Here is a 23,583-nt window from a genome sequence, read left to right on the forward strand (position 1 = left end):
TACTACCACTAGGTCCAGCGACAATATAAAGTTCTTTGCCCTGGCTTATCAATTCTCGACAATAATCTTCTAAATTACCCCACGTATTTCTATTGTTATCGGGTGTCTGGGGCATCATGTTTGTCATGAGGAAAGTAGCCGCATTATCCTCTGCTGTTCGGGTGCGGTCTGCTGAAGGTGCAATATGCCCTCTGTCATAACCACTTCCAGAGTACATAGAAGGAGTCACTCGCACCCAACCCGCAGGCAATGTTTTGTCTGGGCGGAAATTATTCTGCCTGTCTGCATCTCCCAGCCATGAGGAGTTCAGCTGCCAAGCTACCCAGTTGGCAGTTCCCTTGCTGTTGTTGTAAGAGAGTGCATATTGATTTTTTACCATCAGGTAATTATCAGGCGTAAGCTTTGTTGGTGTTGCACCACTGGGATTTCCCAAGAGTAAATGCACGCTGATTGATGGGGAAAGTTCAGTTAATGGTGGCACTTGGGACTGGGCTGGCGAACACCCAACAATCAACGCCACCAACGTCGCTACACCCAAATTTCGACAAATTCCCATAAATTGACGCACCTTTAGAGATTTATTTCACTTCAGCATTTCTGATTGTATTTCCTGAGTTTCACTCCGCTTTGCTTCAAATTGTAAAGTCTCCTGCCCCACCATCCCTAATTTTTCCTCTAAGAATTTGGTGTAGGCGATCTTCGTAGCTTACCGTAGGTATCGCTCTTTCGGTGGAGTGTAGCCCATCACTCACTTTTCCTCTAAGAATTTAGCGGATCGCAATCAGAAGACCGCTTTCACTCTACAATCAGTTAATTGCTATCAAATTTGATATCAAATGACTGACCAAAAAAACCCACCAAGTGAAATGATTCGCGTCCCTACTGCCCTAATTCCAGCAGTAAAAAAACTATCTAAACTACATCGTCAAGGTCATACAATCGCCTTGCTGCAAGAGTTAGAGGAATTAATCACCCAGTTTGATAGCAAAATTGATAGCGATATTGCCCCTAGTAGTTTAGCAGTGAAGCAGCTAGAGGCGAAGCTAGAAACCAAACTAGATACAATTACCAAGAAGCTGGAGCTTCTTGAGAGGGCGATGGCTTCTCTTCGATACAGCAACAACACTCGACCTCGTAGACAAGCGTACTCATACCAGCAACCCCAAGTTGAACTACAGCCCAGAACAAATGAAAGTTTAGCCCAAAGACTAGGCGTTACTGCCCAAAGCCTGATTACTGAAAGAGAAAAACTCACCCCCAAAGAATTTATCAGTTGGTCACGTAACCGCGACCCCATGAGTACAGCTTGGGAATATCACCCCAATGACGGGCTGTACCATCCAGTGAAATAACTTCCTTCGTCTAAATGCTACACCTAAATCACCACCAACCCCAAAGCCAAAGCGAAGGTTTAACCGTTCTCTTCATGTCGGCACATCCACTTAAGCTTTAGAATAAAATATAAGCTTCCTGAAACTGCACTTCTAGGAAGCTAGATATTTATTGTCGCGTAACTCTTATTTCCCCAATGGATGTGACTAATATTGAGGTTAGCTCCGTAGAAGTTCTGCCTGCCAAATCAGGAAACGTTGTAACGTCAAATACTTCGCCACAAGTAACTCCAGAATTGGTATCGGAGGTGATCAGGCAATATTATTACCGCACCCCTGCTGTTAGTAATGATGAGGAGTTAATCTTAGCTTGGGCAGGCAGTCAAAACCGCGAACAAACTAAGCGAAAATACTATCGGTTTGGTCAAAAATTCCTCTTATGGGTACGCAGTGAAGGCATACCCGATTTAAGATTAGTTCAGCAGCCGAAGTTACTAGATTTTATTACATCTTGGGGTGAGGTTTCCCCTTATACAAAAACGAACCAGATTTTGATGCTGCGGTCGCTGTGGAGTTACGGGAGTGGAGAAAATGTTGGCTATTTCTTGCGGAATATTGCCAGTACCATAAATTACGATAATTTTAGTGAATTACCGAAGGCAGAACGGTATCTAGAAGATTGGGAGATGGCGAAACTAGCCCAAGCTGCCCAGCAGTTGGGGGGAAAGCACTGGCTAATTTTTTGTTTGCTGTTTTATAGCGGGATGCGGGTTGGTGAAGTAGGACGTGTAACTGTTCCGGGTGATGAACCAGGGAAACCCAAAGAAGATTATCCGGGGTTATATTGGCATAACTTTAAATGGCAACCAGACCCATCACCAGAAGATAGACAACGCGGGTATTACACAATTAAGTTTCGGGGGAAGGGTGGGAAGTACCGCGAGATTGGCTTAGACCACGAGACATCAAAGTTGCTCAAAAAGTACCGAGGGATGGCTAGTGACAAGATGCCAGTATTCCCCAATATGTCACCCGACCCGAAAAAGCGGGGGTTGCCGTTGAGCGATAGGGCGATTAAAAGGTTGATTCAAGATATCTCTGAGGTAGCCAAAATAGAATTTTCTTGTCACTGGCTCAGGCACTCTCACGCAACAAGGGCAGTGGAAATTAAACCACTGTTTGATGTGCAAGACCAGTTGGGACATACCAAGTCTGATACTACCAAAACTTATATTCGTCCCAAAAAGGATGCAGGGACAGGTACGGTACTGCCAAGATTTTGAGGGAAAACACCTGTTTAGACAGCAAGCGATGGCGTAACCGCCCGCCGGAGGCGATCGCTTTAGGATGTTAGAGAATTTCTACTATGCGCGGTTGTCCATCAGGATAATAAACACCCAGGCAGTTGTTTTTAGTATCAGTAATTACCCAAGGGTGAGTTACATAGGTGCTTTGAGTAATTCTATTGTTTGGAGCAATTAAGGCGTAAAACTTCCGTTGACCAGAGTAATCAAGCCAATACAACCTCACTGGCGCGCTGCGTTGGTTGATAAATGTAATTTCCGTAGCTATTTTTCCACTGCGGGAAATTGAAACAGATTCAGATTCACATTGTTTGGATTGAGCATTGGCAAGAGGCGCACCAGCACTGATTGCATATAAAAGCAACGTACTGCTAATAATGGCGAAGTTAACGTGTGTAAATTTGACCATTGATCGTCTTGAAGTGTACATCTTTTAAAAGTACAGCTAAAGGTTAAGCAACGGCAGCGATCGCTATTCAAAAACTAACTTGGTTCATCCCGCCCAATCCCCAATTCTTTGAATTTGGTTTTGACCGAAGCCCAGTCATCACCACAGTAGTAATATTGTTTGTCTCGAAGATTAGCAAGGTAATACCCAGATTTACCACCATTGATGCGGAACAATTCAATTACTATTTGATTTTTGGTTATCCCAAATAATCTTTCTCGGTCACTTTCGGGTAAAGATTTATCAGTGCGATTAAAGAAAACACTTCCATATTTGAAATACCATGTTGTACCAACTCTCTGAATAATCTGGAAGTGAAGGGGATGAATAATACTTGTCGTTGACATAAGCTATACTCCAAGTAGAAGAGATGATGAAGAAAGCCCCCAGGTGTCAGCTGAGGGCAGATGTCAATTTAAAAGCTATTCATCGTCAGAGTCCGATTCTTCATCTTCCTCTTCTTCTAATGCTTCTAAGACATCTTCAGTATAAGCAACGTCTCGATTCCCTTGAGAGTCTGATTTAATCCAGACATCTGCATCCAAGTATTCAAACTCGACTTCAGGGTTATATTCTCCGTGTCCGTTGCCATCTTTGGATTGAGTCATTTGTTTCACCTCCTGATGAGGGTGTAGTTTTTTTGTCCCTCATAGTAATAATTATATCATGATAGATATCATGATATAATATGCTATTAATTAAAAAGGTGAGCCATGCCCAGAAAAAAATTAGACCGAAAAAAAGACTATATACAAATTGTGATAGAACCAGATGATAAGGCTGCTTTTGACGCTTGGTGTCTGGCGAATGGCATCACCATGAGTGAAATTATTCGCAAGGAAATAGCCCCTTACATTGCCAAAGGTAAAAAGCTTTTGGAAGGACAAAGTTAATCCGTAGGTAGACGCTCTTGGACTTGCTACCGCTACGCGATCGCCCTAATAACGCTATATATAAGGTATGCTGCACATCTCTAATAAAATTATTATCCCCGATAGCGAACTCGAAATGAGCGCGATTCGTTCTCAAGGAGCAGGCGGTCAAAACGTCAACAAGGTTGCTACTGCCATTCACTTACGCTTTGACATTGAGGCTTCATCATTACCCAGCTTCTACAAAGAACAGCTTTTGAAACTGAATGACCGACGCATTACCCAAGAGGGTGTTATTGTCATCAAATCTCAAGAACATCGCAGCCAAGAGCAAAACCGTGAGGAAGCTTTAGAACGACTCAAAGAACTTATTAAAAGCGCAGTCGTACTCAAAAGAAAACGCAAACCCACCAAACCAACTCGCAGTTCTCACTCCAAACGTCTCGACAGTAAAACTAAGCGAGGACAAATTAAGTCAATGAGAAGGCAGATAATTGATTAAAGTTCGGCGCATCGCATCCTGAACATATTGCAATTACTGCTAATCCTTATTACGGATTGAAACTTGTGCGGATTAAGCGATCGCAACCCTTCAACTTTCCTAACCTTCGCGCCCCGCTTTTTCCTCTAAGAAATTGCAAATGCCCAGTGATGGCGTTCCGTCCACCAGAGGTGATCGCATAATCGCACCACTGGGCATCTTAATTTAACTCATCCTACTTCTGCTGTTGATCTGGTGGAAGTTGACAAGCCCCCTTTTCAAACTGGTACTCAATACCTAGTCCTTTTAGGTAGAAGCTCACAGGATTACAACCAGATAACACGGCTGCAACAACATGAGCGATCGCAACAAGGGCAAGGAATAGGTAAGCATACTTCCCAGTGGGTAAATTTTTCTTGGGAAGTAGGGGCGAGTTCTTTTTTTCAATTCGCATAGCTATATCATGAAAGTGGATTATATTGATTGGCCTGGAGAGATTCCGGGCTTTTTTCTGTGAGCAAAACAGCAAACACAAAAGCCCCAGACTCAAGACAGCCTGGGGCATCCGCATTTAATGCGGTCTTATTACTATTGCTGATACTGATCGAACGTTGCACTTTTTATACCTCCTTGAGTTTAATCTAGGAGGCTGCCTTGAAGAGAGCGTTTGCAACAATTCCGGTAGCTAAAAGCTTGATTTTATGCTGCTTTGTTTAACCGGGCATTCGTGCATACAACTCAAATCACAAATTGCTATAGCAAAATGTGACCAGCAGTGGACATCTGCATATAAAATACAGTTATCCTTGTGCTTCTTCAAGGCAAGCCCTGAAGTTAAGTTGAATGAACGAACACCATAGCAGCTTGTTGACTTTTTCCTTAACCCATCCACCCAATTAGCACAACTCTGTGAACGGTCAAAACATAACTCTGGTCAAAACATCAAATGACGAATATTGCTGCTGCGAGTGTCGCTCGAACGAAACAGGGGGTGGGGGACAAAAGCAACTAAAATCAAAGATAGCAAATTTTCAAGACTTGTAGCAATTAGCTAGAATAAATTTTTCTGCAACATCTTGCACTTGGGGACTTTCCGCCTATGGCACTGATTCCAAGGTAAGCTTAATTGCCCTGGGGATGACTTTTTTTACTCGCTGGTTTCTGTTTTACATTCATCCCGCCTAGCAACTTGCTACCCCAATGACTTCGCTTCTCTGGTTTGGGTTGAGGTTTGGTGAACGGTGCAGCTACATCAACTCTTCTATAGTGCGCTTGGCTTGAGCCAATGCACCATCAATACTACTTTCCCCATATCCTTTAGTATTGTCTGCCAAAATTTCTAAATTGGCATTGCGGATATAGTAGAAATAACAGCCTACATCATAAGGATCTGGCTGGCAGTAAGTAATGATTATTGCAAATCCCTGGTAATTTTCTTGGGCTTCAATGGGATTATTTTTAAATGTTAGCGTTTTGGGAATCATATTCTTAGAGGATGGAGTGCGATCGCTCTCCACTACAAACAATTATTAAAACTTTTTTGTACAACTTCCTTGGCAAATTTAGTAGCTCTACGAGTTAAGGCTTTATCAGATGATAGCTCTTTACATCTACATCCAAGATGATAAGATTTGCCACTCCATATAAATTCAATTGCCCAAAAACTAGATTCAGCATAGACTTTTACAAATCCAAAGGGAGTTGTGACAACTCCTTCTGTATATGTTCCGCTACTTGTAGTGTGGTGTGAATAATTTCCAAAGTTTTTTGAGACTTTGGAGATTCTGGCATTTTTAACTAAGCTCATTTACTAACCTTGTTAATTATATTTAGTCTTTAATTATAGGCTTCATTATATAAAATGGATGAATTAAAACCACCATCCAATCAGTATTAGGGACATTTTCAAGCTCTTTGTAAAATTTAATATCACCAGCCTCAGTCCAGTGTTCCACCACTTCTAAATTAGAGTGGTAGAAAGCATTGGCTACTTCACCTATATTGAGTTGATCATGGGTGATATACACCCATGCGTGAATCTGGCTTTTATATGGAAATAAAGCCCGAAAATCCGCCGCATCTGCTAAAGCTTCAAAATCAGTAATTGTAGTCATCATTTCATTCTTAGAGGAAAGTGTAGAAGTAAGCGATCGCTTATGACTTATTTACCTACATATTATTTCCTCATACCAATCTCCGTTATTAGTTTTTGATTTTTGTTTAGTTTCAATTGGGGGCGGTTGTGCTAATGCTTGATCACCAAAGTTTTTACTTTTGGGATAGTTATAAAGGTCAACTTCTACAGGTTCTTTATCCTTAATTCCCTTCATTTTCAGTAAAGCTTTACCACTGCTGACGGCCTCCCCATCTAGTCCAGCCTTGGCTATACAATCTACTCTAGGTGCTGCATCAATATTCTTGGAAAAGCCTGCTAACTCGCTAGATATACTGGTTTGGTTGTCTGAGTGAGCAGTTAAGCAGACTGTATAACCCCATTTTCTGATGTTAGTCAATGATTGCTTGAGAAAGTTAGCCCAAGGTGATGGATTAACACCGTGTACTTCGTAGGTGTTCGCCTCCATCAAAAACACAGCTACTTTACCCGCCTTACCGCTTTTATCCTTGATGAAATCGAGATAGTCATCCTCATCAATGCCTAAATCTCTGCATTCCTGTTGACGCATTGCGATCGCAGTCGGGAATTGCTCAAAGAAATCATTAATTTCATCAACATCAGCAAGGACTTGAACGCCTGACCAAACATTAGGATTAGTTTCAGGGTTAATAATGACAACGTGCCAGCCGTCATCCTTGAGCAGCCGTATCATTAACCGTTCAAGTGTGGACTTACCAGAACCTTGCTCACCACTCAAAACTCTAAATGGAAGTTTTAATAGCTTATAAATCCACTTGTAATCATCGCCAAGTTTTAATTTTGATTTAGCAACTTTTGAGGATGATGATTTACCACTACTATCACTATCCTCGTCATCATTACTAATATTATTTAATATTTTATTCTTTTCCTTATCAGCCTTAGCTTTGGCTAATTGTTCCTCAGCAATTTGCTTATCAATCTGACTATCATTTAAGTCAAACTGTTTAAGTGTGGAGTTATGGGTGCGCTTTTGAATTTCAGATTGTCGCTCTAACTTATCTTGCACAGCCTCAACAGAAATTTGACCAGCCCTGACACGCTGAGTATCCCAATTTTGATTTATAGCTGTTACCTTAAAATCACGCTCATTTCTTGCTGATACAGTAGTCAGCTTGTAGTAGGTTTTCAAATCTTCCAACTGCTTAAATCTTTCATCATAATCATATTGGCATTTGGTAGACCATGCTAAATAAGCAGTACCAGCCAAAAAGGGAGCTAGTAATAACCAGATTCCACCGGAATTATTGCCCCTTAATTCTTGAATATAAAATGATTCGTCTGAGAGAGGTATAGATGCTTTGTATTGTTCAGTTTGCCATACTTCTTTTAGCAATCTATATCTGTACCGACAATATTTTAAATCTAACCTTCCCTGTGACTCTTGGGCATCTGGTTGATTAATATTTGCAGTCCTTGGACAAAATTGTACAACTATTTGGTCAAAGCTAAACTCATTAATCTTTCCTAAGTAGAAAGCTGATGCTAATGAACTGACAACACCTATAGCAGTAACAATAGGCAAAAGCTTTCTCATAACAATTACTTTCTATTCGCTCCAATACCAATAAAAATTAATGCCACCAACGCTGCACCTACCACACCACCTGTTAGCAGTTGGTTTTGTTCTTCCTTTGGGTAAGTATTGAACTGTTCAATAGCGTTATTTAATGCGCTATAAGTTGATTTTGAATCATTTACCATGCCAATAAAATTACCTATAGAAGCCCATATAACAAAGAAACTGGCTAATAATCCAAAAACAAATTTTAATAACTTACCCATACCGTCTACTTCCCACTGTCCATCTTTCCTATTTAAGTTGAAGCTATCCAGGCAATCACGGTTTACTATTTGGTTTGCGGCTAATGCTATTGCGATCGCAAGGCTTATACCATTAGTTCCAAGATTTAAAACAAGCCATTTACACAAGGAATAGGAACTTACGCCCCAGAAGAATGTCTCTAACCCACGTAACACAGAATCATTTTTGGATATCTTGCTATTAGCTCTTTGTTTATAGTTGTTAATTTCCTCTATTTGGTCAGGTGTAAAGCTATCATCTGTTTCTACTGGGTAATTTGCCTGTACTGCTTGCGATTCATCATCATTAAAGTCTGAAAAATCATAGGGAATCATAATAATTAAATATTCCAGCCCCCAATGGGGCATTTAATTAGCTAAATGTTTCTCTTACCCAATTCCAAGCTTTTTGTATTGGGTTAGTAACGTATTGTTTACGGGGTAATAAACTTAAATTACTCTCACTACCATTTTCTAAAATGTGCTGAATTTTTCTATCTTCATAATCTGCATCAGCTTTCATCTGGCTTACATAAGGTTTATTAGATATAGACCTCATTTGTACCTTATGGTCTACCTCCTTCATTTGGCTATCTACCCAAGCTTGTAATTGAATTATTTCCATCTGGTCAGTATGTCTATTGTTTTCAGCGTTTAAAGATGCAAGCAACCGCGTTTTATATTCCTCTAAAAAATTGTTAAACTTCGTATTTTCTAACGTTAAATCTGACCCAGATTTATTAATAGCTAGTGCGCCTTTACCACCTTGTTTGTAGATTTCAGCGAGGGATTGATTATACTCTGTATTTCCCTGAATATAGGTGGTTAAATGCTCCTTAATTTTTGGCATTACCATTATTATTCTCTCGCCTAGCTTACCCATGTCAGCAATTTGAGTCAGGGCTTTTTCATCTCCCATCGCAGCTTTAACTATTAGCTGATTGGAGACACCAAATTTATCTCTAGTAGCTCTACTTAAATTTTTACCGTAACCTGTTACATGGTCTTTTATGTATTTAGCCTTGACCATTAGCATTTTTCCTTTGGAATAGATAAAGGGCAGTAGTAAATTAAGTTTTTTTCTCTCAGTCGTTCCTCAATATTTGAAGGTAAATGATAGTGTTGGTAGGCTTGAGAAATTCCTGAAAAAGCAAAGAGTAAAGATATCAACGCAATTATTCTAAAAAATAATCGCGTTGTTGGCGTAGCCTCTTTACGAGAAGCGAAACCGAGACAATATAGCAGCTTGTGAGGTTCTTAAGTTGGTTCTTACTTCTTGAGTATCGGTTTGGATAGCTTTTACATTGTCAGCAAAGTTAGAAAATTTTTGATTTAATTGGTTAGTACGTGAAGTTAAATATTCTTTAACTTCAGTAGTGCTACTTTCTAAATCACTTTCAATAGTGTCAAACTTATGAGCAATGTAAGCCTTAATAGCACTGGTAACACTGCTTATAAATGATGAGTAATCATCAAATACATCATCAATTTTATTAGCTATTTCTGCCGTTTCCTCTTCAGTCAAAGCAAAACCTAGTGCTGATGACTGGGTATTTACTAATGCTTGTTTGTCAGCACTCGACATAACTATCTGATTACTCTGTGTAGTTACATCAGTTTCAGTGTTATTCTCAACTGATGTTGATAACTCACCCTTGGAAAAATGATTAACAGTTTGATTAAACTGCTCATTAGTCAGGTTATCAGCATCAAAGTTATGAGATGTAAAATATTCTTCAATTTGAGAAGGAGTTGGAGCATAAGCCCCAGCAGTAGCCTTATTTTTGTACAGGCGGTTATAAACTCTTCTAGTTCCTGATGCTAAAGCCATTTCTTTCTTTCCTTTCACTAATGAACTTCCAAACCACAGCACGGTAAATAACTGCAAAAATTACGCTACTAGAGTAGGTGGTGATTTTGCTATATTTAGAGCCAGCCTGCTTAAACCATCGGTAAATAGTTGAAATATCTGGTCTGATATCCTTAGCAATTAGTAACCGGATAAATTCTTCACCAGTTATCAAATTAGGAACTAAGTTTTTAGCATTATCAAATGCTGCGAGAATTGCTCTAAATTCTAGTGGCGTTAATGATAATTTTGGGTAGCTTTTCCTTAATGTTGCATACTCGTGTAAGTTGTTCGCATTAAGTTCAAGTCCAGATTCTAAGAGGAATTTTTTGAGCGATCGCCATGTAGTATCCCCGATGCGATCGCCTATAAAAGCCTCATATACTTCTCTTAGTTGTCTATCAACAGGTCTTTGCAGTGTACACACCATTGCATCAAAAATCTGCGAATTTTGGCAGTAAAAGTATTATGTTTTAGCACCAAACTGATTATTTTTTAATCATTAAGTTAAGTTTTTGTAGTAAATTTTCTCTTGCTCAAGCTTAATGAATACGCCCAATAATCAGAGTTTTTCTATCACCTGTAATTGTTTCAAGTGTTAGATTTTGGTGCAAAAAACATCTAAACTAATTAAAAACCCCCTAGCCAGTAGGGGGCAATAACTAAAGTAAATTAGTAGATTAAAAATTTATCGGCGGTGGTATTTCAATTCCCGCACCCTTTAAAGTCTCTAAAAGCTGAACTACTCGAACTGCTAAGTCTCTGGGTTGAGCTTTATTTCTGTTCCATTGCGAAATCACTTTAGGACACGTCCCCAGTGCGATCGCTGCTTCTTGCTGAGTTGGGTAAGCGGCGATCGCATTCAAGACATACTCGCGTTTTTGTTCTTCTGCACTCATAATAGTTTTGCTCCTGCTGTAGCTGATTCTACGGTTGGGGAAGTCCCCGGCGCGTCACCGTCGGGGGCGCATTGCTTCTTACTTTTGCATCCTATCAAATGTGGGCATATTTGTACCACATTTGGGACAATATCGGGATAAAGTATGTTTATATTCCTTTTTTGTGCCAATTCTGGGGCAGATTTGGAAAAATAGAAGCACTTAGGTAGCAATATGAATGCAGTAGGTTTGACCAGAAAGGATGAAATGCCCAGAAAAGATGAAAGGTTAGCAGTTCCCGCACTAGGCGAGTATTACAATGATTTACTCCATGTGGATTCATGGGTAAATGGTCGTACTAAGGTTGTCCAGGCACAATCATTGCTATGTGCCAAGCTTCAGGAACGCGACAAGCTAATTAAAGAGCGGGTGGAATATCTAGCTAAAAAGCGGGGTATCACCTTTGATGAGATGTGGGAGCAAATTCTTAACGGCACTGCTCAAAAGATGACTCCTGGTGAGGAAGGGCTAGAGTATAAGTCAGGGGATGAGGGGTAGTTTGTGAAAAGAGTAGTAATCTAAACTGAGAAAGATTTGATGGGTAAAGCAAGTCAACGTAAACAGAAAGCTAGGCTAATAATCCACACCTTAACTAGCAACGAGTTCTCAGAGCATATCAACAAAAGCCTAATGGGTATGCCTAAAAAAATTTACCAGCCACTTGTGGAAAAGCTTTTAACTAATATTCGCGCTGGTGTGAGTGATAAATGGGCAGGGATGATTGTAGGAGATATTGAGTACAGAATTGGCTACGAAGCTAATGGCAACTGCTACACAATGGTTATCCTTGATGAAGTGGGACATTGTTACAATTTCTACCCTGAGAATCCAAACTATGAAACTTGCATCCCGACCCCACCAACTAAACTGAGTCTTTTTGAGTAAATTAAAACTTATATGCTCCCCCAGTCACGAATACTATCTCAATAGCTATGGCGTAACCGATCGCTTATCGCTTATTGTTTAGTTTAATTTTTGTGAAACCATGCAAAAATTTCTGGAATTGGAGGAATTGCTATTGATTCCTTATTTCACAGAATAAGTAGCCTAGATTGTTATTTATTCTGCCTGTATATTTAATAACTATCTTACGAGTAAATATAAATATTTTTTGGTTTCCATCCTCATTCGTATTAGTTTTTTAAATATATAAAAGTGCCAATATGGCAACATTTATAGGGATTATTGCGAGAAAATAAAATTCTGGCCAAATTTTGCTAATAATATTGACGTTTACCAAAAAACCAGATAGATTAGAGGTTTTTGTTGACGTTTTTGTTAAAGTTGTCTAACATAAAGAAGCGACCACTTAAGAGTCTGTCTTTTGACAGATTTCTTACATGGATAAAAAAACAGATTAGCAGTTGGACTAATTAGTTCAACTGCTAATTTGCTTCAGTGTAGTAATATCCGTACTAACAGTATATTTAACAGTAATAGCTGTTGAGTGACAAAAAATTGTACACGGACTTGAATTGCAATTCTTAGTATCCAATTAAAAATATATTTATCAAGCAAGCTCTTCAGGTAATTAAATCTCTATAAATTATTAAATTAACAGTAATAAAAATTACTTGTTGTTATTACTAGTTGGATTTTATAAACAAGAAAATACAGATGCTATTTGCTGTATTCTTTGCAAGCACTAATCTATAATAAAGTCAGCGAAGTTGGAATCTGGTATCAAGGATTCCGAGAAAGACAGACTCTTAAGTGGTCGCGCCTTAATTGTCCCTTTTTCGTGTTCTTGTACTGAATCCGCTCCGTTGCCAAGAGACACGAAAGGAGAAAATTCATGTCACCCAGAAGAGCCTATTTTCTTGCTGGCACTTTGATCATCAGTGTTGTTTTATCTACAGCACTGACAATTACAGCTTTGAAGGGTAAAGTGATTACCCTGAAGTATGGAAATTTTAGTGTGGAAATTAATCACCCATCTGTTTGTGAACTACCACCAATAAATTTCTAGTCTAAGAAAAATCACTTGATACTAAAAATTACCTAGCTTGTCTCAGAGTTTTTACAGCTTCGAGACAAGCTTTTTTCTTGGTATTCAAAAATGCAGACTTCCTATGATTTATACACTAAGAATTTTGAGTTAAAAAAAATATCAAGGAATATTACTAGTGTTGGTTATTAACTCTAGTTTTATTACTTAGTAAAAAAACTAAATATCATGTAGAAAATTTGACGTTATGATTGTTTAATTTTGGTCTTATTTAACGATAAATCAAAGCATCTACGTATCTACCAAAAGTTTCCTCTAAGAAAATGACACATCAAAGTCAAGTATCAGAAAACTTATTTGAGCCAATTGAACCGCCAAAAGTCAGCGATAATTTGCTACCTAAACTACACCACATACTGGAGGCTAATGATTGCAACCAGTTTAGCAGCTTGGCTTATGAAGAGGTAAAAATTTATATAGAACAGGGAGACTCAGTAAATTTCAAAACTGCAAACTGCAACTTGGGCTGAATTTTTAGGACAAGTTTCATTGATGGGCTGATGGGCGATCGCTCAGGCTGTTAACTGCAATTTCCTAGAGGAAAAAAGGCGATCCGGTCTTTGAGAGGGCGATGGGCTTACGCCCCGCCTTCTTGCGATCGCCTTTTGCGCTTCAGGTACTAAAAACTGTTTTTCAAAGCGAAACGCGTATCGCCTCTCTAACTTACGGGAGCAGATTCTGGTACAGTCAGGTTAATTTGTCGGGATTGGCATAAATGATTTAATTATGGTCTAATTTTCGCCTCCCCAATGGGATAGTAGATGAGAAAGCTTATCTATCTATAATCTATTGCGATGAATTATTGGCTCATGAAGTCAGAACCAGAAGTATTTAGCATTACTGACCTACAACAGCAGGGGAAAACTATCTGGGACGGTGTCCGCAATTATCAAGCTCGTAACTTTCTGCGCCAAATGCAGCCAGGAGATTTAGCTTTTTTCTATCACTCCAATACTAATCCTCCTGGGATTGCTGGGCTAATGCGTGTAGTGAAAACGGATATTGCTGACCCCACACAGTTTGACCTAAATAGTATTTACTTTGATCCAAAATCAAGTCCTGAATCTCCCCGTTGGCAAACAGTTGTAGTGGAATTTGTGGAAACCTTCGACCAACCTATCTTGCTATCAACACTCAAAGAAGAATTTAACCCCGAAGAACTAATGGTGGTGAGAAAAGGAAATCGCTTATCGGTGATGAGCGTTCCTGAAGCGGTGGCGCAGAAGATTTTGGGGATGAGGTGTTCAATACCAACAAATAACTATTAACTATGAAGTGCTTATGTACTTTGCGAGTATACAGATACTCAAGTATCCAAGTATTTAAACAAAATCAATGCAGCAACAGGCTTTGTACAGGAGAAAACATTACATTAGATAGAAACTGCGATTATGGCTGCACTTAACTAAACAATTTTCTTAGAGGAAAAGGCGATGCCTTGGGTTGGGCGATCGCCTAATATTTGCGCGATTTCACTATCTTTGATAATCTTTACTTATGTATAATTTTAATCAAAACACTTATGAGTTCATGTACATTTACGGGGTAAGTGTGGGGTAAGTGTGGGGTAAGTGGGGGTAAAATATAAAAAAAATTGGTTAACCAAGTTTATAACTCTAAGCAAAATAGGCTGTTACCAAACAAAAACATATGAGATTTGAAAAAAACAAAAATGCTAATTATCACCACGGTTTGTAGAACATTGACATTGTTGAAAAAATCAAAAAATTTTTAATTATAAGAAAAATTAACCATATAGACTATTAAAACTACTGATTTTGCTTGTATGCTAGTTAATAGGTATAAAGAAACCTAGAACTAATTCCCGTCAGTTCTAGGCTCTTTGTTATTGCTTATATTAATACTGATTCCCGTCAGTATTTTTTCTCTTTGCATTCAACAGAACTGATTCCCGTCAGTTCTAGATGCTCGTGTTTTGTTCGCCAAAGTACCATTACTGGTTTATACCAGTAGTGAGCTTTGGTATTGTTTATTGGTACACACCAAAATGATAACAAATAATCAGCAACATCAGTCAAGAGATTATCTATCTCAAACTAATATCGAAGTTCCATCTGCTAATCCCAACTTGCAAGCACCACCAATAATTCAGCCAACGCCATATCATTATCTAGCTCTCCTACCTACCATTATTGCTGCTGCTACACCGTTAATTCTGGGACTAGTGAGACAAAGTAAGTCTTCGACAAATCCGCAGCCCACAAAAAAGCAAGGTAGAAAACAGGCAAAGGAAAATAGTGATGATGTAACTGAGAATTGAGATTAAGTGAGTTGTAAGTCACTTACAAGATAACAAAATCAGTAAAGTGACTTTATCATCCCCAAGGAAAAGGCGATCCGGTCTGAGACTGCGATCGCTCGTTAGGCTTTCCCCCCACATCTGTGCAGTAGACAAAACCATACTACAAGTGTATTATTGAAATTAGTCTGAATTACAAATACTACAAACATTCAATGATCAGCAGATTCTCCTCAACAATTAGTAGCGCGGTGCATTGCCGACCCAAGGGTTTAGGCAGAATATTCGCGCTGTTTGCATTTGAGGGAATGTATCTGTTCATTACAGATTTATCTGTAAGTGTTGGCATTTTTGGAGCGTTAGCCTGTTGGCTCAATCCAGATCAAATTATCCAAAGCGGGAGGTGCAAATGTCTCATAGCACCGATATAGGGCAAAAAGTATCAACTACCTAACCCCCGCTCCTGAATCTCAGAGGCGGGGGTTATTTTTTTAGGAGTGAATCAGAATGGAAGCTCAACCACCTTTTCAGCAATCCCATATACTACAAAATTCAGTAGTAGTCTTCTCCAAGAACTACTTACCACTAGCACGCATCAATATCAAACGAGCAATCGTGCTGTTAGTTACAGGTCAAGCAGAATCGTTGAATTTTGGTACTACAAAAGAGTGGGAAGTTCGCTCACCCAGTCTCGTACTACAAGTACCAGAACACATCCGCTTGACCATTGGCAATCCCGAACGGCATTGGAAAGTACCGCCTGTAAACCGTCGTGAGGTTTTGAAGCGAGACAACCACACCTGCCAATACTGCGGTAGCACCAAGCATTTAACGCTTGACCATGTAATTCCCCGTTCAAAAGGTGGACAGCATACCTGGGACAACGTTGTAACTGCGTGTTCCAAGTGCAATTCAATTAAGAGCGATCGCTTACCCCATGAAACTGGAATGGTACTAAAAACCAAGCCCAAAGCCCCAATTCACCCAGCAGTCGCATTTGCAGAACAGTTTTGGAACTCACAACGCCTGACTGAAGCTGAGTAATTTACTCAAACTCAATCACAGAGGGCAATACAGCTATTAAGTAACCCTTGCCCTCTCAGTTCTCAAAAAAGTTTGTAGTATGCCCTTGACACCTTTGTAGTATTTATGTAGTATAAATGTAGTGAAGCAATCAAGCCTCCCAAAAAGGCACAGAGCAAACACTATCAGAACCATGAAAACTGAATAATTGCCACTCAATGTGGGGGTGTAACTCAGTTGGTCTAGAGTGCCTGTCTGTCGAACAGGAAGCCGTGGGTTCAAATCCCATCATCCCCGTGTAGCCTTGTGGACAAATAGACAAGTCGCTTTGATTCTCAGTCAAAGAGAAGCGGGTGCAACTCCCGTCAAGGCTTCCAAATGCACAGATGGTGTAATGGCAACACCACAGTCTCCAAAACTGTTGTTCTGGGTTCAAATCCAAGTCTTTAGCGTTGCCGTGTCCTAACCGAAAAAGCTTACATACTAGCCGAATGGTAAGGCAACTGTCTCTTAAACAGTCTATGCAGGTTCAATTCCTGTGTGTGAATCAACAGCTTTTTCAACTTACATGGCATACATGGTGCAGAAGCGAAGTGGCCGAGCGGCAAGTCTTTCAAGCTTGTAATTAGCGGGTTCAAGTCCCGTCTGCACTACCAAATTCATGGGTCGGCTCGCCTATCAGCGTGGGCAACTGTCTGTAAAACAGCCGCTTCTTGCGTTGCAGGTGCGACTCCTGCCCGACCTACCAACAATGGAGAGTAAATCGATCAGGCGATCGGCACTGTTTGCTAAACAGATGGGATTGCATCTGTGGTTCGAGTCCACTGCTCTCCGTTTTGAGAACGTGGTGTAACTGGATAACACATCGGTCTACGAAACCGTAGCTTGCTTCCCGCAGGGTAAAGTGAAGGTTCAAGTCCTTCCGTTCTCGCCTTATCCCCTGGTAGCTCAGTTGGTAGTAGCGTCTGTTTGAAAAACAGAAGGTCGTCAGTTCGATTCTGATCTGGGGGACTGGCACATTGCCCTAGAGCTTCGATGGCAGAGCAAGCGGCTGTTAACGCGGAGGTTGTAGGTTCAAGTCCTACTGGGGCAGCCATTTATTGGGAAGTAGGCAAACAGGCAAAGCCGTCGCACTTTGAATGCGAAGTTTGAGGGTTCGATTCCTTCCTTCCCAGCCTATGTATACTCCTGTAGCCCAACTGGAAGAGGCGGCTGTCTCAAAAACAGTCTGTGTGCGGGTTCAATTCCCGTCAGGAGTACCAATATCGGGATGTAATTCAGTGGTCTAGAAGCCTTGTTTTGGGGACAAGGAGTCGTAGGTACTGCTCCGCAGAAGCAAGCTACAAATCCTACCATCCCGACCATTTGCCCTTGTGACGAAACTGGCAAACGTGCTGGTCTTAGAAACCAGATTTTGTGGGTTCAACTCCCACCAAGGGTATTGATACTCCCGTGGCGAAATTGGTAAACGCTTCCGTTTGAGGGACGGAATTGTTACTCTTTCAAATCCTGTCGGGAGTACCAACTTGGGTCGTTAGCTCAATGGCTAGAGTTCCCGCCTTTTAAGCGGAGTGATCAGAGTTCGAGTCTCTGGCGACCCACCAAATAATGCCCCTGTGATGCAATTGGTAGACATGACCTGCTTAAAACGGGTTTTCTACAGGTTCAAATCCTGTCAGGGGTATCAATTTATGGGAGTGTCGCCTAATGGATGAGGCAACCGTCTTCTAAACGGTTTTATGTAGGTTCAAGTCCTACCACTCCTGCCAAATATGGGTCTGTAGCTTAATTGGGAAAGCGTCTGCCTTGCAAGCAGAAAGATGTCGGTTCAAATCCGACCAGTATCCACTTATGGTGTCTAAAGTCGAAGTGGTCGAGACGCTAAAGAGTGAAGTTAGTCGATAGCGTCTACAAGTCCCGTCAGACACCCCTTTAAGGAAGATGCCGCTAAATGGTCGGCAACCGGTTTTGAAAACCGGGGTGGGGTAAAACCCAGGGGTTCGATTCCTCCATCTTCCGCTTTCCACCAGAGGCTAAAAAGTGAAGCACCGTGCTGATAACGCGGTAACAGGAGGGGCAGTACCTCCCTGGTGGATTAACGTTTCCATTGGTTTGATACCAGCAAGAGTTTCCAAGAGAACGGCTAGATGAGTAGGCGCAGCCCGTCGTAGAAACCGTCTATGCCGATTGCTCTGCATTATCTATTGTACCTCCACCAAAAAACCCAGTTATTATGACTGGGCTTTTGTGGGGCTATATTCCCCTGGTTATTTATAAAAGTTATATATAATTTGCCATTCTGATAATTACTACCACCTCGGCATTAGCAATTTCGGAATCAATAAACAACTCATCTAATAAAAAAACTGATACTATTGCAACTAAATAAATAGTGAACATTAATTGCGACAGATACAAGCGCAATAGTACATTGAGCATACTTAAAAAAAATATGATTATTGGGCTAACAAACCAGAAGGGGGGCGCAGGTAAAACTACCGTATCTGGTCATCTGGCATATTGGTTAAGCCAGCAGGGAACAGTGATGATTGTAGATGCAGATGCACAACAAAGCAGCACCAACTGGATGAAAGATTTACAACTGCCCTGCAAAACAATGATTGACCCAGATGATTTGTTTGATGAACTTCCGGCATTGGCAGAACAATATGATGCTGTAGTTGTAGACGGGCCAGGTAGCCTGAGTGAGACAACCAAGGCAATCTTATCTAGATGTGACCTAGCACTAGTACCCTGTAAACCAGCAGGTCTAGATATGCACAGCACATCAAAGATGGTCAGGATTTTACGGCAGGCAAGAGAACTGCGCTCTGGTATGCCCCATGTTGGCTTATTCCTCAATCAAGCTAAAAAAGGAACTGTATTACTCAAAGATGCCCAAAGAGCTTTATCAGAGAAAAATACGGGCTTTCCTTTACTAAAAACGATGATATATGACCTACAGGTAATTGCTGATGCGCCAGGGCAAGGCACAACTGTTTGGGGACTACCGGGAGCAACCGCCAAACGCGCTGCCAAAGATTTTGAGGCACTGTTTACCGAAGCCTTGGGGGTAATCAATGGCAAGAGATAGACGCATGGTAGAAGATTTTATCTTTAGGGATGATACCAACCAGACTAAGGCAACTATGCCCCTAAGTTTGATTGTGCTGCCCAAAGATGAATTACGGTATTACATCGACCCAGAAGAAGTAGACAAAATTGTTGCTAGTGCCAGAAAAAACGGCATTCTCGAACCACTCCTAGTCCGTCCCATTCCTGGTAGTGACAAACACGAAGTAGTTGCAGGGGCAAAACGCTACAGAGCTTCCCAGATTCTGGAACTAGCCCAAGTCCCAGTAGTTATCCGTTCTCTCAGTGATGAAGATGCTCTAGAAATTGCCCTCATAGAAAACTTTGCCCGTTCAGCACTCACTGACCTGGAAGAAACAGATGGAGTTTTGCGCCTTTTGGCTGTCAAGTTGAAGATTGAACCCCCAGAAGTACCGCCACTACTGCATCACATTCAAAATCAACAACGTGGTAGAAATTCTGCCAATAACGTTATTGGCAATGATGTAATTACTATAGTGCAAGAAGTTTTAACCTCCCTCGGCAACATTAAACTAGATTCATTTATCAGCAATCGTCTCCCACTGCTCAATTTACCCAGTGACATTTTAGAGGTATTACGCCAGGGTAAACTAGAGACAAGTAAAGCCAAAGCGATCGCACGAGTTAAAAATGACCAGACAAGGAAAGAACTCTTAGAAGATGCGATCGCCTACAATCTGTCATTAAGCGAAATCAAGCGCAAAATCAAAGAACTTGAGCAGCAGACTGCATCAGAACCAACATCAATAAAAGACCTAGCTGATGAAACCTTTCGCCGCTTAAAAAAATCTCAAGTCTGGGATGACCCAAAGAAAAAAGCGAAAGTAGAAAAACTGTTGGCTCAATTAAAGGCACTGATAGAAGATGACAACTTAAAGTGAAGTAATGTGGTAATTCTCTCTCACTATTCAATTTGCTTTCTAAGAGATGGTGACATAATCATCAGTCCTCGGACAACTTCTTCAGGAGTAGCAGTACCATCAACTACTTTTGGCATAATCGCCATCAATTCTAAAGCCAAATTTGTGGGAATACCACTTGCTTCTAACCGCTTCAATTCCAAAATATCAATGCCTGCGGCTAATCCCTCTAAATATTCCTCTACAGTCACGCCTAAGTTTTCAACTTCCGACATAAGTATAATTTCCTGATTTTTTGTGTGATTACACTCCCATTGTCTGGTAAAACTTCACAAGACAACTCGTGATTATCCGGTAGTGTATGCCGTACTGTCCAGCAGACAATGGTTTTAAAAGTAACCAGATAGTTTGATACTAATGGCAGACAGTATGGAGAACAACAGCGTAAATCTGGCAGACAGCACACCAGACAATAGCCTACAGTCGGCAGACAATCCGGCAGACGACAGACAAAATATTGATAATTTTTCTAAAATTTCTATATTAGAATTACAAAAAAAATATGGCATAGGCAGAGATCCTTTATACAATCGGATGAAATATCTGAAGATAACTACCTGGAAGATAGGCAAGAAAGCTTATCTGGATGCCGAGCAGATAACACACATGGACGGGCTGCACGACCACATTAAAACTACCGGAAAGATGGAAGGCTACCCAGTACCGCCGCCATCGGGGCCAGTTGAAACTGAGGACGAGCAGCCGACACCTACAACTACTCTGACAGTGGCTACTCAGACTCAGCAGATTGCCGCCCCAAATTACGCACCTCAACAAAAGCGACCACAGTCTTCAGAACAAGTTAACGATGTTGCCGCTATCGTACAATCTGCACAGGGTAAAGCTGCTGGTACACTCATAGCTGAAAACATACTAGCCAGACACTTTATTGAAAATCCTGACTTGCTACCAGATGAGCTAAAAGCCAAAATCAAGGAGTCTGGACAGATGCCAGGTGTTGACCCTTTCGCATACGCGGACTCATTGATCAATATGGCAATGGGTTCTATCAACGTAGCCTGAAATTCTTAGGAATGGCCTTTACAGGAACGGCGATCGCTCTCAACGGACTAAACCCCTTATCCTTAGCAGCTTTGGGGATTAGCGGATTGTTCGCCATGCTCCCTAAATTTTCCTCTAAGAAAAACGACCCAGACACAACTGACGAAATAACCGCGCCTGGGGAATTTAAAATTTACCGACAAGCCGAACTCAACCGGACTACAGCATCACTACTCGCTAATGGTGCAATTCTCATAGCTGGTGAAGATGGTAGCGGTAAATCTGTACTAGCTAGTGCAGTAGTTGAGAAACTTCAAGCCGATGGTTTCACTGTGGCGTTCATCGAGCCGGCGACACCCAAGCAGATGTTACTTGAAATTGCCCATCAGTTTGATATTGCAACTGAAGACCTGGAGGGAAAATCATTAACAGCCGACAAATTAAAAAGAGCGATCGCCCAATTCTTAGAGGAAAACACAGCATTTCTCATCGTGGATGATGCTCACAGTTGCGACACTAAATTTAGGATGTGGCTTAAGCAGTTGCGCCGGAGTAATGTACCAATGCTATTGCTGGCTACAGACCCACCCCGCACCGACATCTTTATCAATATCCCGCGTATTGAATTAAAGCCCCTGCCGGAGTACGCGATTAGGGAAATCATGGTAGCCGCAGCCGCAGACAGGGAAATTCAACTTAAACCCTCGGAACTTGCCAAACTGCAAGAGCGCGCCGGGGGAAATCCCATGCTGGCAACACGAGCTGTAGATGAGGAATATCTTGGTTTGGAAATAGAGGGTGCTGACCACCGCCGTTACTTTGACATCACGCCTCTCATTTTGTTGGCAGGTATTGCTTTCGTAATTATGCGCTTCATTGGGCTAGGTACTAATGACCAAGCACTCTATATATTTGGAGGTATTGCGGCGGCTGTATTCCTTGGACTTTCCCGCCTACTGTACAACTTACCGCGTGAAGATAGGAGAATCCGCTAATGCTTGGTATCTCCCATCTCCTAATTAGTGGCACTGCTACCAGCCTATTACTTGGGACAGCTAACCCGGCTGTTATTGCTGTAGGTGCGATCGCTGGACTTCTCCCAGACATCGACATTTCCACTTCGCCTGCGGGTCGTGTTCTGCCTTGGGTGAGTACGTTCTTTGAAACCAGAATGCCCCATAGAAGTTGTACTCATAGTTTAGTTGCTAGTAGTGCGATCGCCATTGTCGGCTATAGTGCAGTGCTACTAAATCCCAGTTTTATCAATCTCGTTCACGCCTTGAATATTGGCTACTTCTTTGGCTGGTTTGCAGACGTGTTTACTCGCGGTGGTGTGGAAATGTTCTGGCCTTCCCCGGTGCGGTGCGTCTGCCCTGGTAATCGTGATTTACGATTAAGGACTGGCAGCAATGCTGAGTATTTTGTATTGGTGCTACTGATTGCGATCGCTCTATTTACCTTCAATATCAATAATTCTGGTGGACTGCTAACTCAATTCAACAGGTTAATAGCTGCGCCGTCAGGTGTGCAGAAAATCTATAACGAATCTGGCAGTACGCACTTAATCAAAGCCAATATCAAGGGAGTTCGGACAACTGACAGGTCTAGAGTTGTTGGCCAATTTCTCATCATCCAGGCTCAAGGCACAGGCTTTTTAGTCCAGTCTGACGACAACAGAATTTACAAAGCCTCGACTGAACCGGATGCCCAAATTTTCTTAGAGGAAATTACAGCTGATGTGGGTCGCCCAGCCATCACTAATATTGAAGCCATTTTCTTAGAGGATGAACCGATAGGAGCAGCACTAGAAAAATTTAACCGCACTGGGGCAATGGTATTTATATCTGGACAGTTATCCTTTGACACCCTTGACGGCGTGACGTTACCACGCGACCCTTATCAATTCCCCTACATTCGGGCATCTGACAGCACAGTTACCCTGGAAGCTGCACCCCTGACAATTGTGCAAAGTAAGTTAGGTGAAGAGTTCGCCACAGGTCAATTACAGGTAAGAATCATCAACACGACCAGCCAGTAATACCCCTACACCCCTACACCCCTATCCCCCCAATCCC

At 41.3% G+C, this 23,583-nt stretch carries 30 protein-coding genes, 15 tRNA genes and 1 pseudogene; 31 read left to right on the forward strand and 15 right to left on the reverse strand.

Going from position 1 to position 23,583, the window contains the following annotated elements:
* Position 1: 1 nt before the first annotated feature.
* Positions 2-556: pseudogene (locus ACPZ3T_RS29390) on the reverse strand (DNA/RNA non-specific endonuclease); the annotation flags it as partial.
* Positions 557-836: 280 nt separating this feature from the next.
* Between ACPZ3T_RS29390 and ACPZ3T_RS29395 the strand changes: the two are divergent.
* Positions 837-1,352, forward strand: coding sequence for a hypothetical protein (locus ACPZ3T_RS29395; RefSeq protein ID WP_490277484.1), 516 nt, complete (start codon positions 837-839; stop codon positions 1,350-1,352).
* Between the two features lie 176 nt (positions 1,353-1,528).
* The gene (locus tag ACPZ3T_RS29400) at positions 1,529-2,614 is read left to right on the forward strand and encodes a tyrosine-type recombinase/integrase (protein ID WP_490277485.1); all 1,086 of its coding nucleotides are present in this window, start codon (positions 1,529-1,531) and stop codon (positions 2,612-2,614) included.
* A gap of 67 nt (positions 2,615-2,681) precedes the next feature.
* Here the strand turns inward: ACPZ3T_RS29400 and ACPZ3T_RS29405 are convergent, their stop codons facing one another.
* From ACPZ3T_RS29405 to ACPZ3T_RS29415, 3 genes are all read right to left on the reverse strand, one after another.
* Positions 2,682-3,044: a VHL beta domain-containing protein gene (locus tag ACPZ3T_RS29405; RefSeq protein ID WP_490277486.1), complete on the reverse strand. Its 363-nt coding sequence runs from the start codon at positions 3,042-3,044 to the stop codon at positions 2,682-2,684.
* Positions 3,045-3,118: 74 nt separating this feature from the next.
* Positions 3,119-3,430: a hypothetical protein gene (locus ACPZ3T_RS29410; protein ID WP_490277487.1), complete on the reverse strand. Its 312-nt coding sequence runs from the start codon at positions 3,428-3,430 to the stop codon at positions 3,119-3,121.
* A 75-nt stretch (positions 3,431-3,505) separates the two neighbouring features.
* A complete protein-coding gene (locus ACPZ3T_RS29415; protein ID WP_490277488.1) occupies positions 3,506-3,691 on the reverse strand; it encodes a hypothetical protein in 186 nt (61 codons plus the stop codon).
* 105 nt (positions 3,692-3,796) lie between these two features.
* Here ACPZ3T_RS29415 and ACPZ3T_RS29420 point away from each other — a divergent pair, with 105 nt between their 5' ends.
* Both ACPZ3T_RS29420 and arfB read left to right on the forward strand, forming a co-directional pair.
* Positions 3,797-3,976, forward strand: a complete 180-nt coding sequence (locus ACPZ3T_RS29420; protein ID WP_490277489.1) for a hypothetical protein — start codon at positions 3,797-3,799, stop codon at positions 3,974-3,976.
* Positions 3,977-4,043: 67 nt separating this feature from the next.
* Positions 4,044-4,457 carry an alternative ribosome rescue aminoacyl-tRNA hydrolase ArfB gene (gene arfB / locus ACPZ3T_RS29425; RefSeq protein WP_490277490.1) on the forward strand — a complete coding sequence of 138 codons (414 nt, stop codon included), beginning with the start codon at positions 4,044-4,046 and terminating at the stop codon, positions 4,455-4,457.
* Between the two features lie 214 nt (positions 4,458-4,671).
* On the opposite strand, the gene ACPZ3T_RS29430 is transcribed toward arfB, so the two are convergent.
* From ACPZ3T_RS29430 to ACPZ3T_RS29475, 10 genes are all read right to left on the reverse strand, one after another.
* A complete protein-coding gene (locus ACPZ3T_RS29430; RefSeq protein ID WP_490277491.1) occupies positions 4,672-4,890 on the reverse strand; it encodes a hypothetical protein in 219 nt (72 codons plus the stop codon).
* 793 nt (positions 4,891-5,683) lie between these two features.
* Positions 5,684-5,962, reverse strand: coding sequence for a hypothetical protein (locus ACPZ3T_RS29435; RefSeq protein ID WP_490277492.1), 279 nt, complete (start codon positions 5,960-5,962; stop codon positions 5,684-5,686).
* Positions 5,953-6,243 (reverse strand): hypothetical protein, encoded by a 291-nt coding sequence (locus ACPZ3T_RS29440; RefSeq protein ID WP_490277493.1) that lies wholly within the window; start codon positions 6,241-6,243, stop codon positions 5,953-5,955. The genes ACPZ3T_RS29435 and ACPZ3T_RS29440 overlap by 10 nt, the downstream gene beginning before the upstream one ends.
* Positions 6,244-6,265: 22 nt before the next feature.
* On the reverse strand, positions 6,266-6,553 hold the full coding sequence (locus tag ACPZ3T_RS29445) for a hypothetical protein (RefSeq protein WP_490277494.1): 288 nt from the start codon (positions 6,551-6,553) through the stop codon (positions 6,266-6,268).
* Positions 6,554-6,601: 48 nt separating this feature from the next.
* The gene (locus ACPZ3T_RS29450; RefSeq protein WP_490277496.1) at positions 6,602-8,128 is read right to left on the reverse strand and encodes an ATP-binding protein; all 1,527 of its coding nucleotides are present in this window, start codon (positions 8,126-8,128) and stop codon (positions 6,602-6,604) included.
* Between the two features lie 5 nt (positions 8,129-8,133).
* On the reverse strand, positions 8,134-8,763 hold the full coding sequence (locus tag ACPZ3T_RS29455; RefSeq protein WP_490277497.1) for a hypothetical protein: 630 nt from the start codon (positions 8,761-8,763) through the stop codon (positions 8,134-8,136).
* Between the two features lie 4 nt (positions 8,764-8,767).
* Positions 8,768-9,424: a hypothetical protein gene (locus tag ACPZ3T_RS29460; RefSeq protein ID WP_490277498.1), complete on the reverse strand. Its 657-nt coding sequence runs from the start codon at positions 9,422-9,424 to the stop codon at positions 8,768-8,770.
* A 183-nt stretch (positions 9,425-9,607) separates the two neighbouring features.
* Positions 9,608-10,225, reverse strand: a complete 618-nt coding sequence (locus tag ACPZ3T_RS29465; protein ID WP_490277499.1) for a hypothetical protein — start codon at positions 10,223-10,225, stop codon at positions 9,608-9,610.
* Positions 10,203-10,673: a hypothetical protein gene (locus ACPZ3T_RS29470; protein ID WP_490277500.1), complete on the reverse strand. Its 471-nt coding sequence runs from the start codon at positions 10,671-10,673 to the stop codon at positions 10,203-10,205. Before ACPZ3T_RS29470 ends, ACPZ3T_RS29465 begins: the two co-directional genes overlap by 23 nt.
* A 250-nt stretch (positions 10,674-10,923) precedes the next feature.
* Positions 10,924-11,142 carry a hypothetical protein gene (locus ACPZ3T_RS29475; protein WP_490277501.1) on the reverse strand — a complete coding sequence of 73 codons (219 nt, stop codon included), beginning with the start codon at positions 11,140-11,142 and terminating at the stop codon, positions 10,924-10,926.
* A 246-nt stretch (positions 11,143-11,388) separates the two neighbouring features.
* Here ACPZ3T_RS29475 and ACPZ3T_RS29480 point away from each other — a divergent pair, with 246 nt between their 5' ends.
* From ACPZ3T_RS29480 to ACPZ3T_RS29595, 24 genes are all read left to right on the forward strand, one after another.
* Positions 11,389-11,679 (forward strand): hypothetical protein, encoded by a 291-nt coding sequence (locus tag ACPZ3T_RS29480; RefSeq protein WP_490277502.1) that lies wholly within the window; start codon positions 11,389-11,391, stop codon positions 11,677-11,679.
* A gap of 39 nt (positions 11,680-11,718) precedes the next feature.
* Positions 11,719-12,066, forward strand: coding sequence for a hypothetical protein (locus ACPZ3T_RS29485; protein WP_490277503.1), 348 nt, complete (start codon positions 11,719-11,721; stop codon positions 12,064-12,066).
* A gap of 910 nt (positions 12,067-12,976) precedes the next feature.
* A complete protein-coding gene (locus tag ACPZ3T_RS29490; protein WP_490277504.1) occupies positions 12,977-13,150 on the forward strand; it encodes a hypothetical protein in 174 nt (57 codons plus the stop codon).
* Between the two features lie 302 nt (positions 13,151-13,452).
* On the forward strand, positions 13,453-13,659 hold the full coding sequence (locus ACPZ3T_RS29495; protein ID WP_490277505.1) for a hypothetical protein: 207 nt from the start codon (positions 13,453-13,455) through the stop codon (positions 13,657-13,659).
* 324 nt (positions 13,660-13,983) lie between these two features.
* Entirely contained in the window at positions 13,984-14,457 is a 474-nt protein-coding gene (locus ACPZ3T_RS29500) for an EVE domain-containing protein (protein ID WP_490277506.1), read from the forward strand.
* A 740-nt stretch (positions 14,458-15,197) separates the two neighbouring features.
* Positions 15,198-15,470 (forward strand): hypothetical protein, encoded by a 273-nt coding sequence (locus tag ACPZ3T_RS29505; protein ID WP_490277507.1) that lies wholly within the window; start codon positions 15,198-15,200, stop codon positions 15,468-15,470.
* A 486-nt stretch (positions 15,471-15,956) separates the two neighbouring features.
* Positions 15,957-16,493 (forward strand): HNH endonuclease, encoded by a 537-nt coding sequence (locus tag ACPZ3T_RS29510; protein ID WP_490277508.1) that lies wholly within the window; start codon positions 15,957-15,959, stop codon positions 16,491-16,493.
* Between the two features lie 201 nt (positions 16,494-16,694).
* Positions 16,695-16,769 (forward strand) — tRNA-Asp (locus ACPZ3T_RS29515).
* A 180-nt stretch (positions 16,770-16,949) separates the two neighbouring features.
* Positions 16,950-17,017 (forward strand) — tRNA-Lys (locus ACPZ3T_RS29520).
* Positions 17,018-17,051: 34 nt separating this feature from the next.
* A tRNA-Glu gene (locus tag ACPZ3T_RS29525) sits at positions 17,052-17,128 on the forward strand.
* A gap of 7 nt (positions 17,129-17,135) precedes the next feature.
* A tRNA-Tyr gene (locus ACPZ3T_RS29530) sits at positions 17,136-17,220 on the forward strand.
* 90 nt (positions 17,221-17,310) lie between these two features.
* Positions 17,311-17,403 (forward strand) — tRNA-Arg (locus ACPZ3T_RS29535).
* A gap of 6 nt (positions 17,404-17,409) precedes the next feature.
* A tRNA-Phe gene (locus ACPZ3T_RS29540) sits at positions 17,410-17,483 on the forward strand.
* 90 nt (positions 17,484-17,573) lie between these two features.
* A tRNA-Gln gene (locus ACPZ3T_RS29545) sits at positions 17,574-17,647 on the forward strand.
* 9 nt (positions 17,648-17,656) lie between these two features.
* A tRNA-Leu gene (locus ACPZ3T_RS29550) sits at positions 17,657-17,734 on the forward strand.
* A 4-nt stretch (positions 17,735-17,738) separates the two neighbouring features.
* Positions 17,739-17,836, forward strand: a tRNA-Pro gene (locus ACPZ3T_RS29555).
* Positions 17,837-17,839: 3 nt separating this feature from the next.
* Positions 17,840-17,913, forward strand: a tRNA-Leu gene (locus tag ACPZ3T_RS29560).
* 5 nt (positions 17,914-17,918) lie between these two features.
* Positions 17,919-17,996, forward strand: a tRNA-Leu gene (locus tag ACPZ3T_RS29565).
* Between the two features lie 4 nt (positions 17,997-18,000).
* Positions 18,001-18,076, forward strand: a tRNA-Lys gene (locus tag ACPZ3T_RS29570).
* A 6-nt stretch (positions 18,077-18,082) separates the two neighbouring features.
* Positions 18,083-18,156 (forward strand) — tRNA-Leu (locus tag ACPZ3T_RS29575).
* Positions 18,157-18,165: 9 nt separating this feature from the next.
* Positions 18,166-18,241 (forward strand) — tRNA-Arg (locus ACPZ3T_RS29580).
* Between the two features lie 5 nt (positions 18,242-18,246).
* Positions 18,247-18,320, forward strand: a tRNA-Ala gene (locus ACPZ3T_RS29585).
* A gap of 604 nt (positions 18,321-18,924) precedes the next feature.
* Entirely contained in the window at positions 18,925-19,566 is a 642-nt protein-coding gene (locus ACPZ3T_RS29590) for an AAA family ATPase (protein WP_490277509.1), read from the forward strand.
* On the forward strand, positions 19,553-20,467 hold the full coding sequence (locus tag ACPZ3T_RS29595; protein ID WP_490277510.1) for a ParB/RepB/Spo0J family partition protein: 915 nt from the start codon (positions 19,553-19,555) through the stop codon (positions 20,465-20,467). Before ACPZ3T_RS29590 ends, ACPZ3T_RS29595 begins: the two co-directional genes overlap by 14 nt.
* A 23-nt stretch (positions 20,468-20,490) precedes the next feature.
* Here the strand turns inward: ACPZ3T_RS29595 and ACPZ3T_RS29600 are convergent, their stop codons facing one another.
* On the reverse strand, positions 20,491-20,721 hold the full coding sequence (locus ACPZ3T_RS29600; RefSeq protein WP_490277511.1) for a hypothetical protein: 231 nt from the start codon (positions 20,719-20,721) through the stop codon (positions 20,491-20,493).
* Between the two features lie 154 nt (positions 20,722-20,875).
* On the opposite strand from ACPZ3T_RS29600, the gene ACPZ3T_RS29605 reads away from it, so the two are divergent.
* The 3 genes from ACPZ3T_RS29605 to ACPZ3T_RS29615 are packed head-to-tail and all read left to right on the forward strand — an operon-like array spanning position 20,876 to position 23,546.
* Positions 20,876-21,529, forward strand: coding sequence for a hypothetical protein (locus ACPZ3T_RS29605; protein WP_490277512.1), 654 nt, complete (start codon positions 20,876-20,878; stop codon positions 21,527-21,529).
* A gap of 11 nt (positions 21,530-21,540) precedes the next feature.
* On the forward strand, positions 21,541-22,503 hold the full coding sequence (locus tag ACPZ3T_RS29610) for an AAA family ATPase (protein WP_490277513.1): 963 nt from the start codon (positions 21,541-21,543) through the stop codon (positions 22,501-22,503).
* Entirely contained in the window at positions 22,503-23,546 is a 1,044-nt protein-coding gene (locus tag ACPZ3T_RS29615; RefSeq protein WP_490277514.1) for a metal-dependent hydrolase, read from the forward strand. Before ACPZ3T_RS29610 ends, ACPZ3T_RS29615 begins: the two co-directional genes overlap by 1 nt.
* Positions 23,547-23,583: the final 37 nt, after the last annotated feature.

This window comes from Aliinostoc maniaoense, from assembly GCF_058172895.1.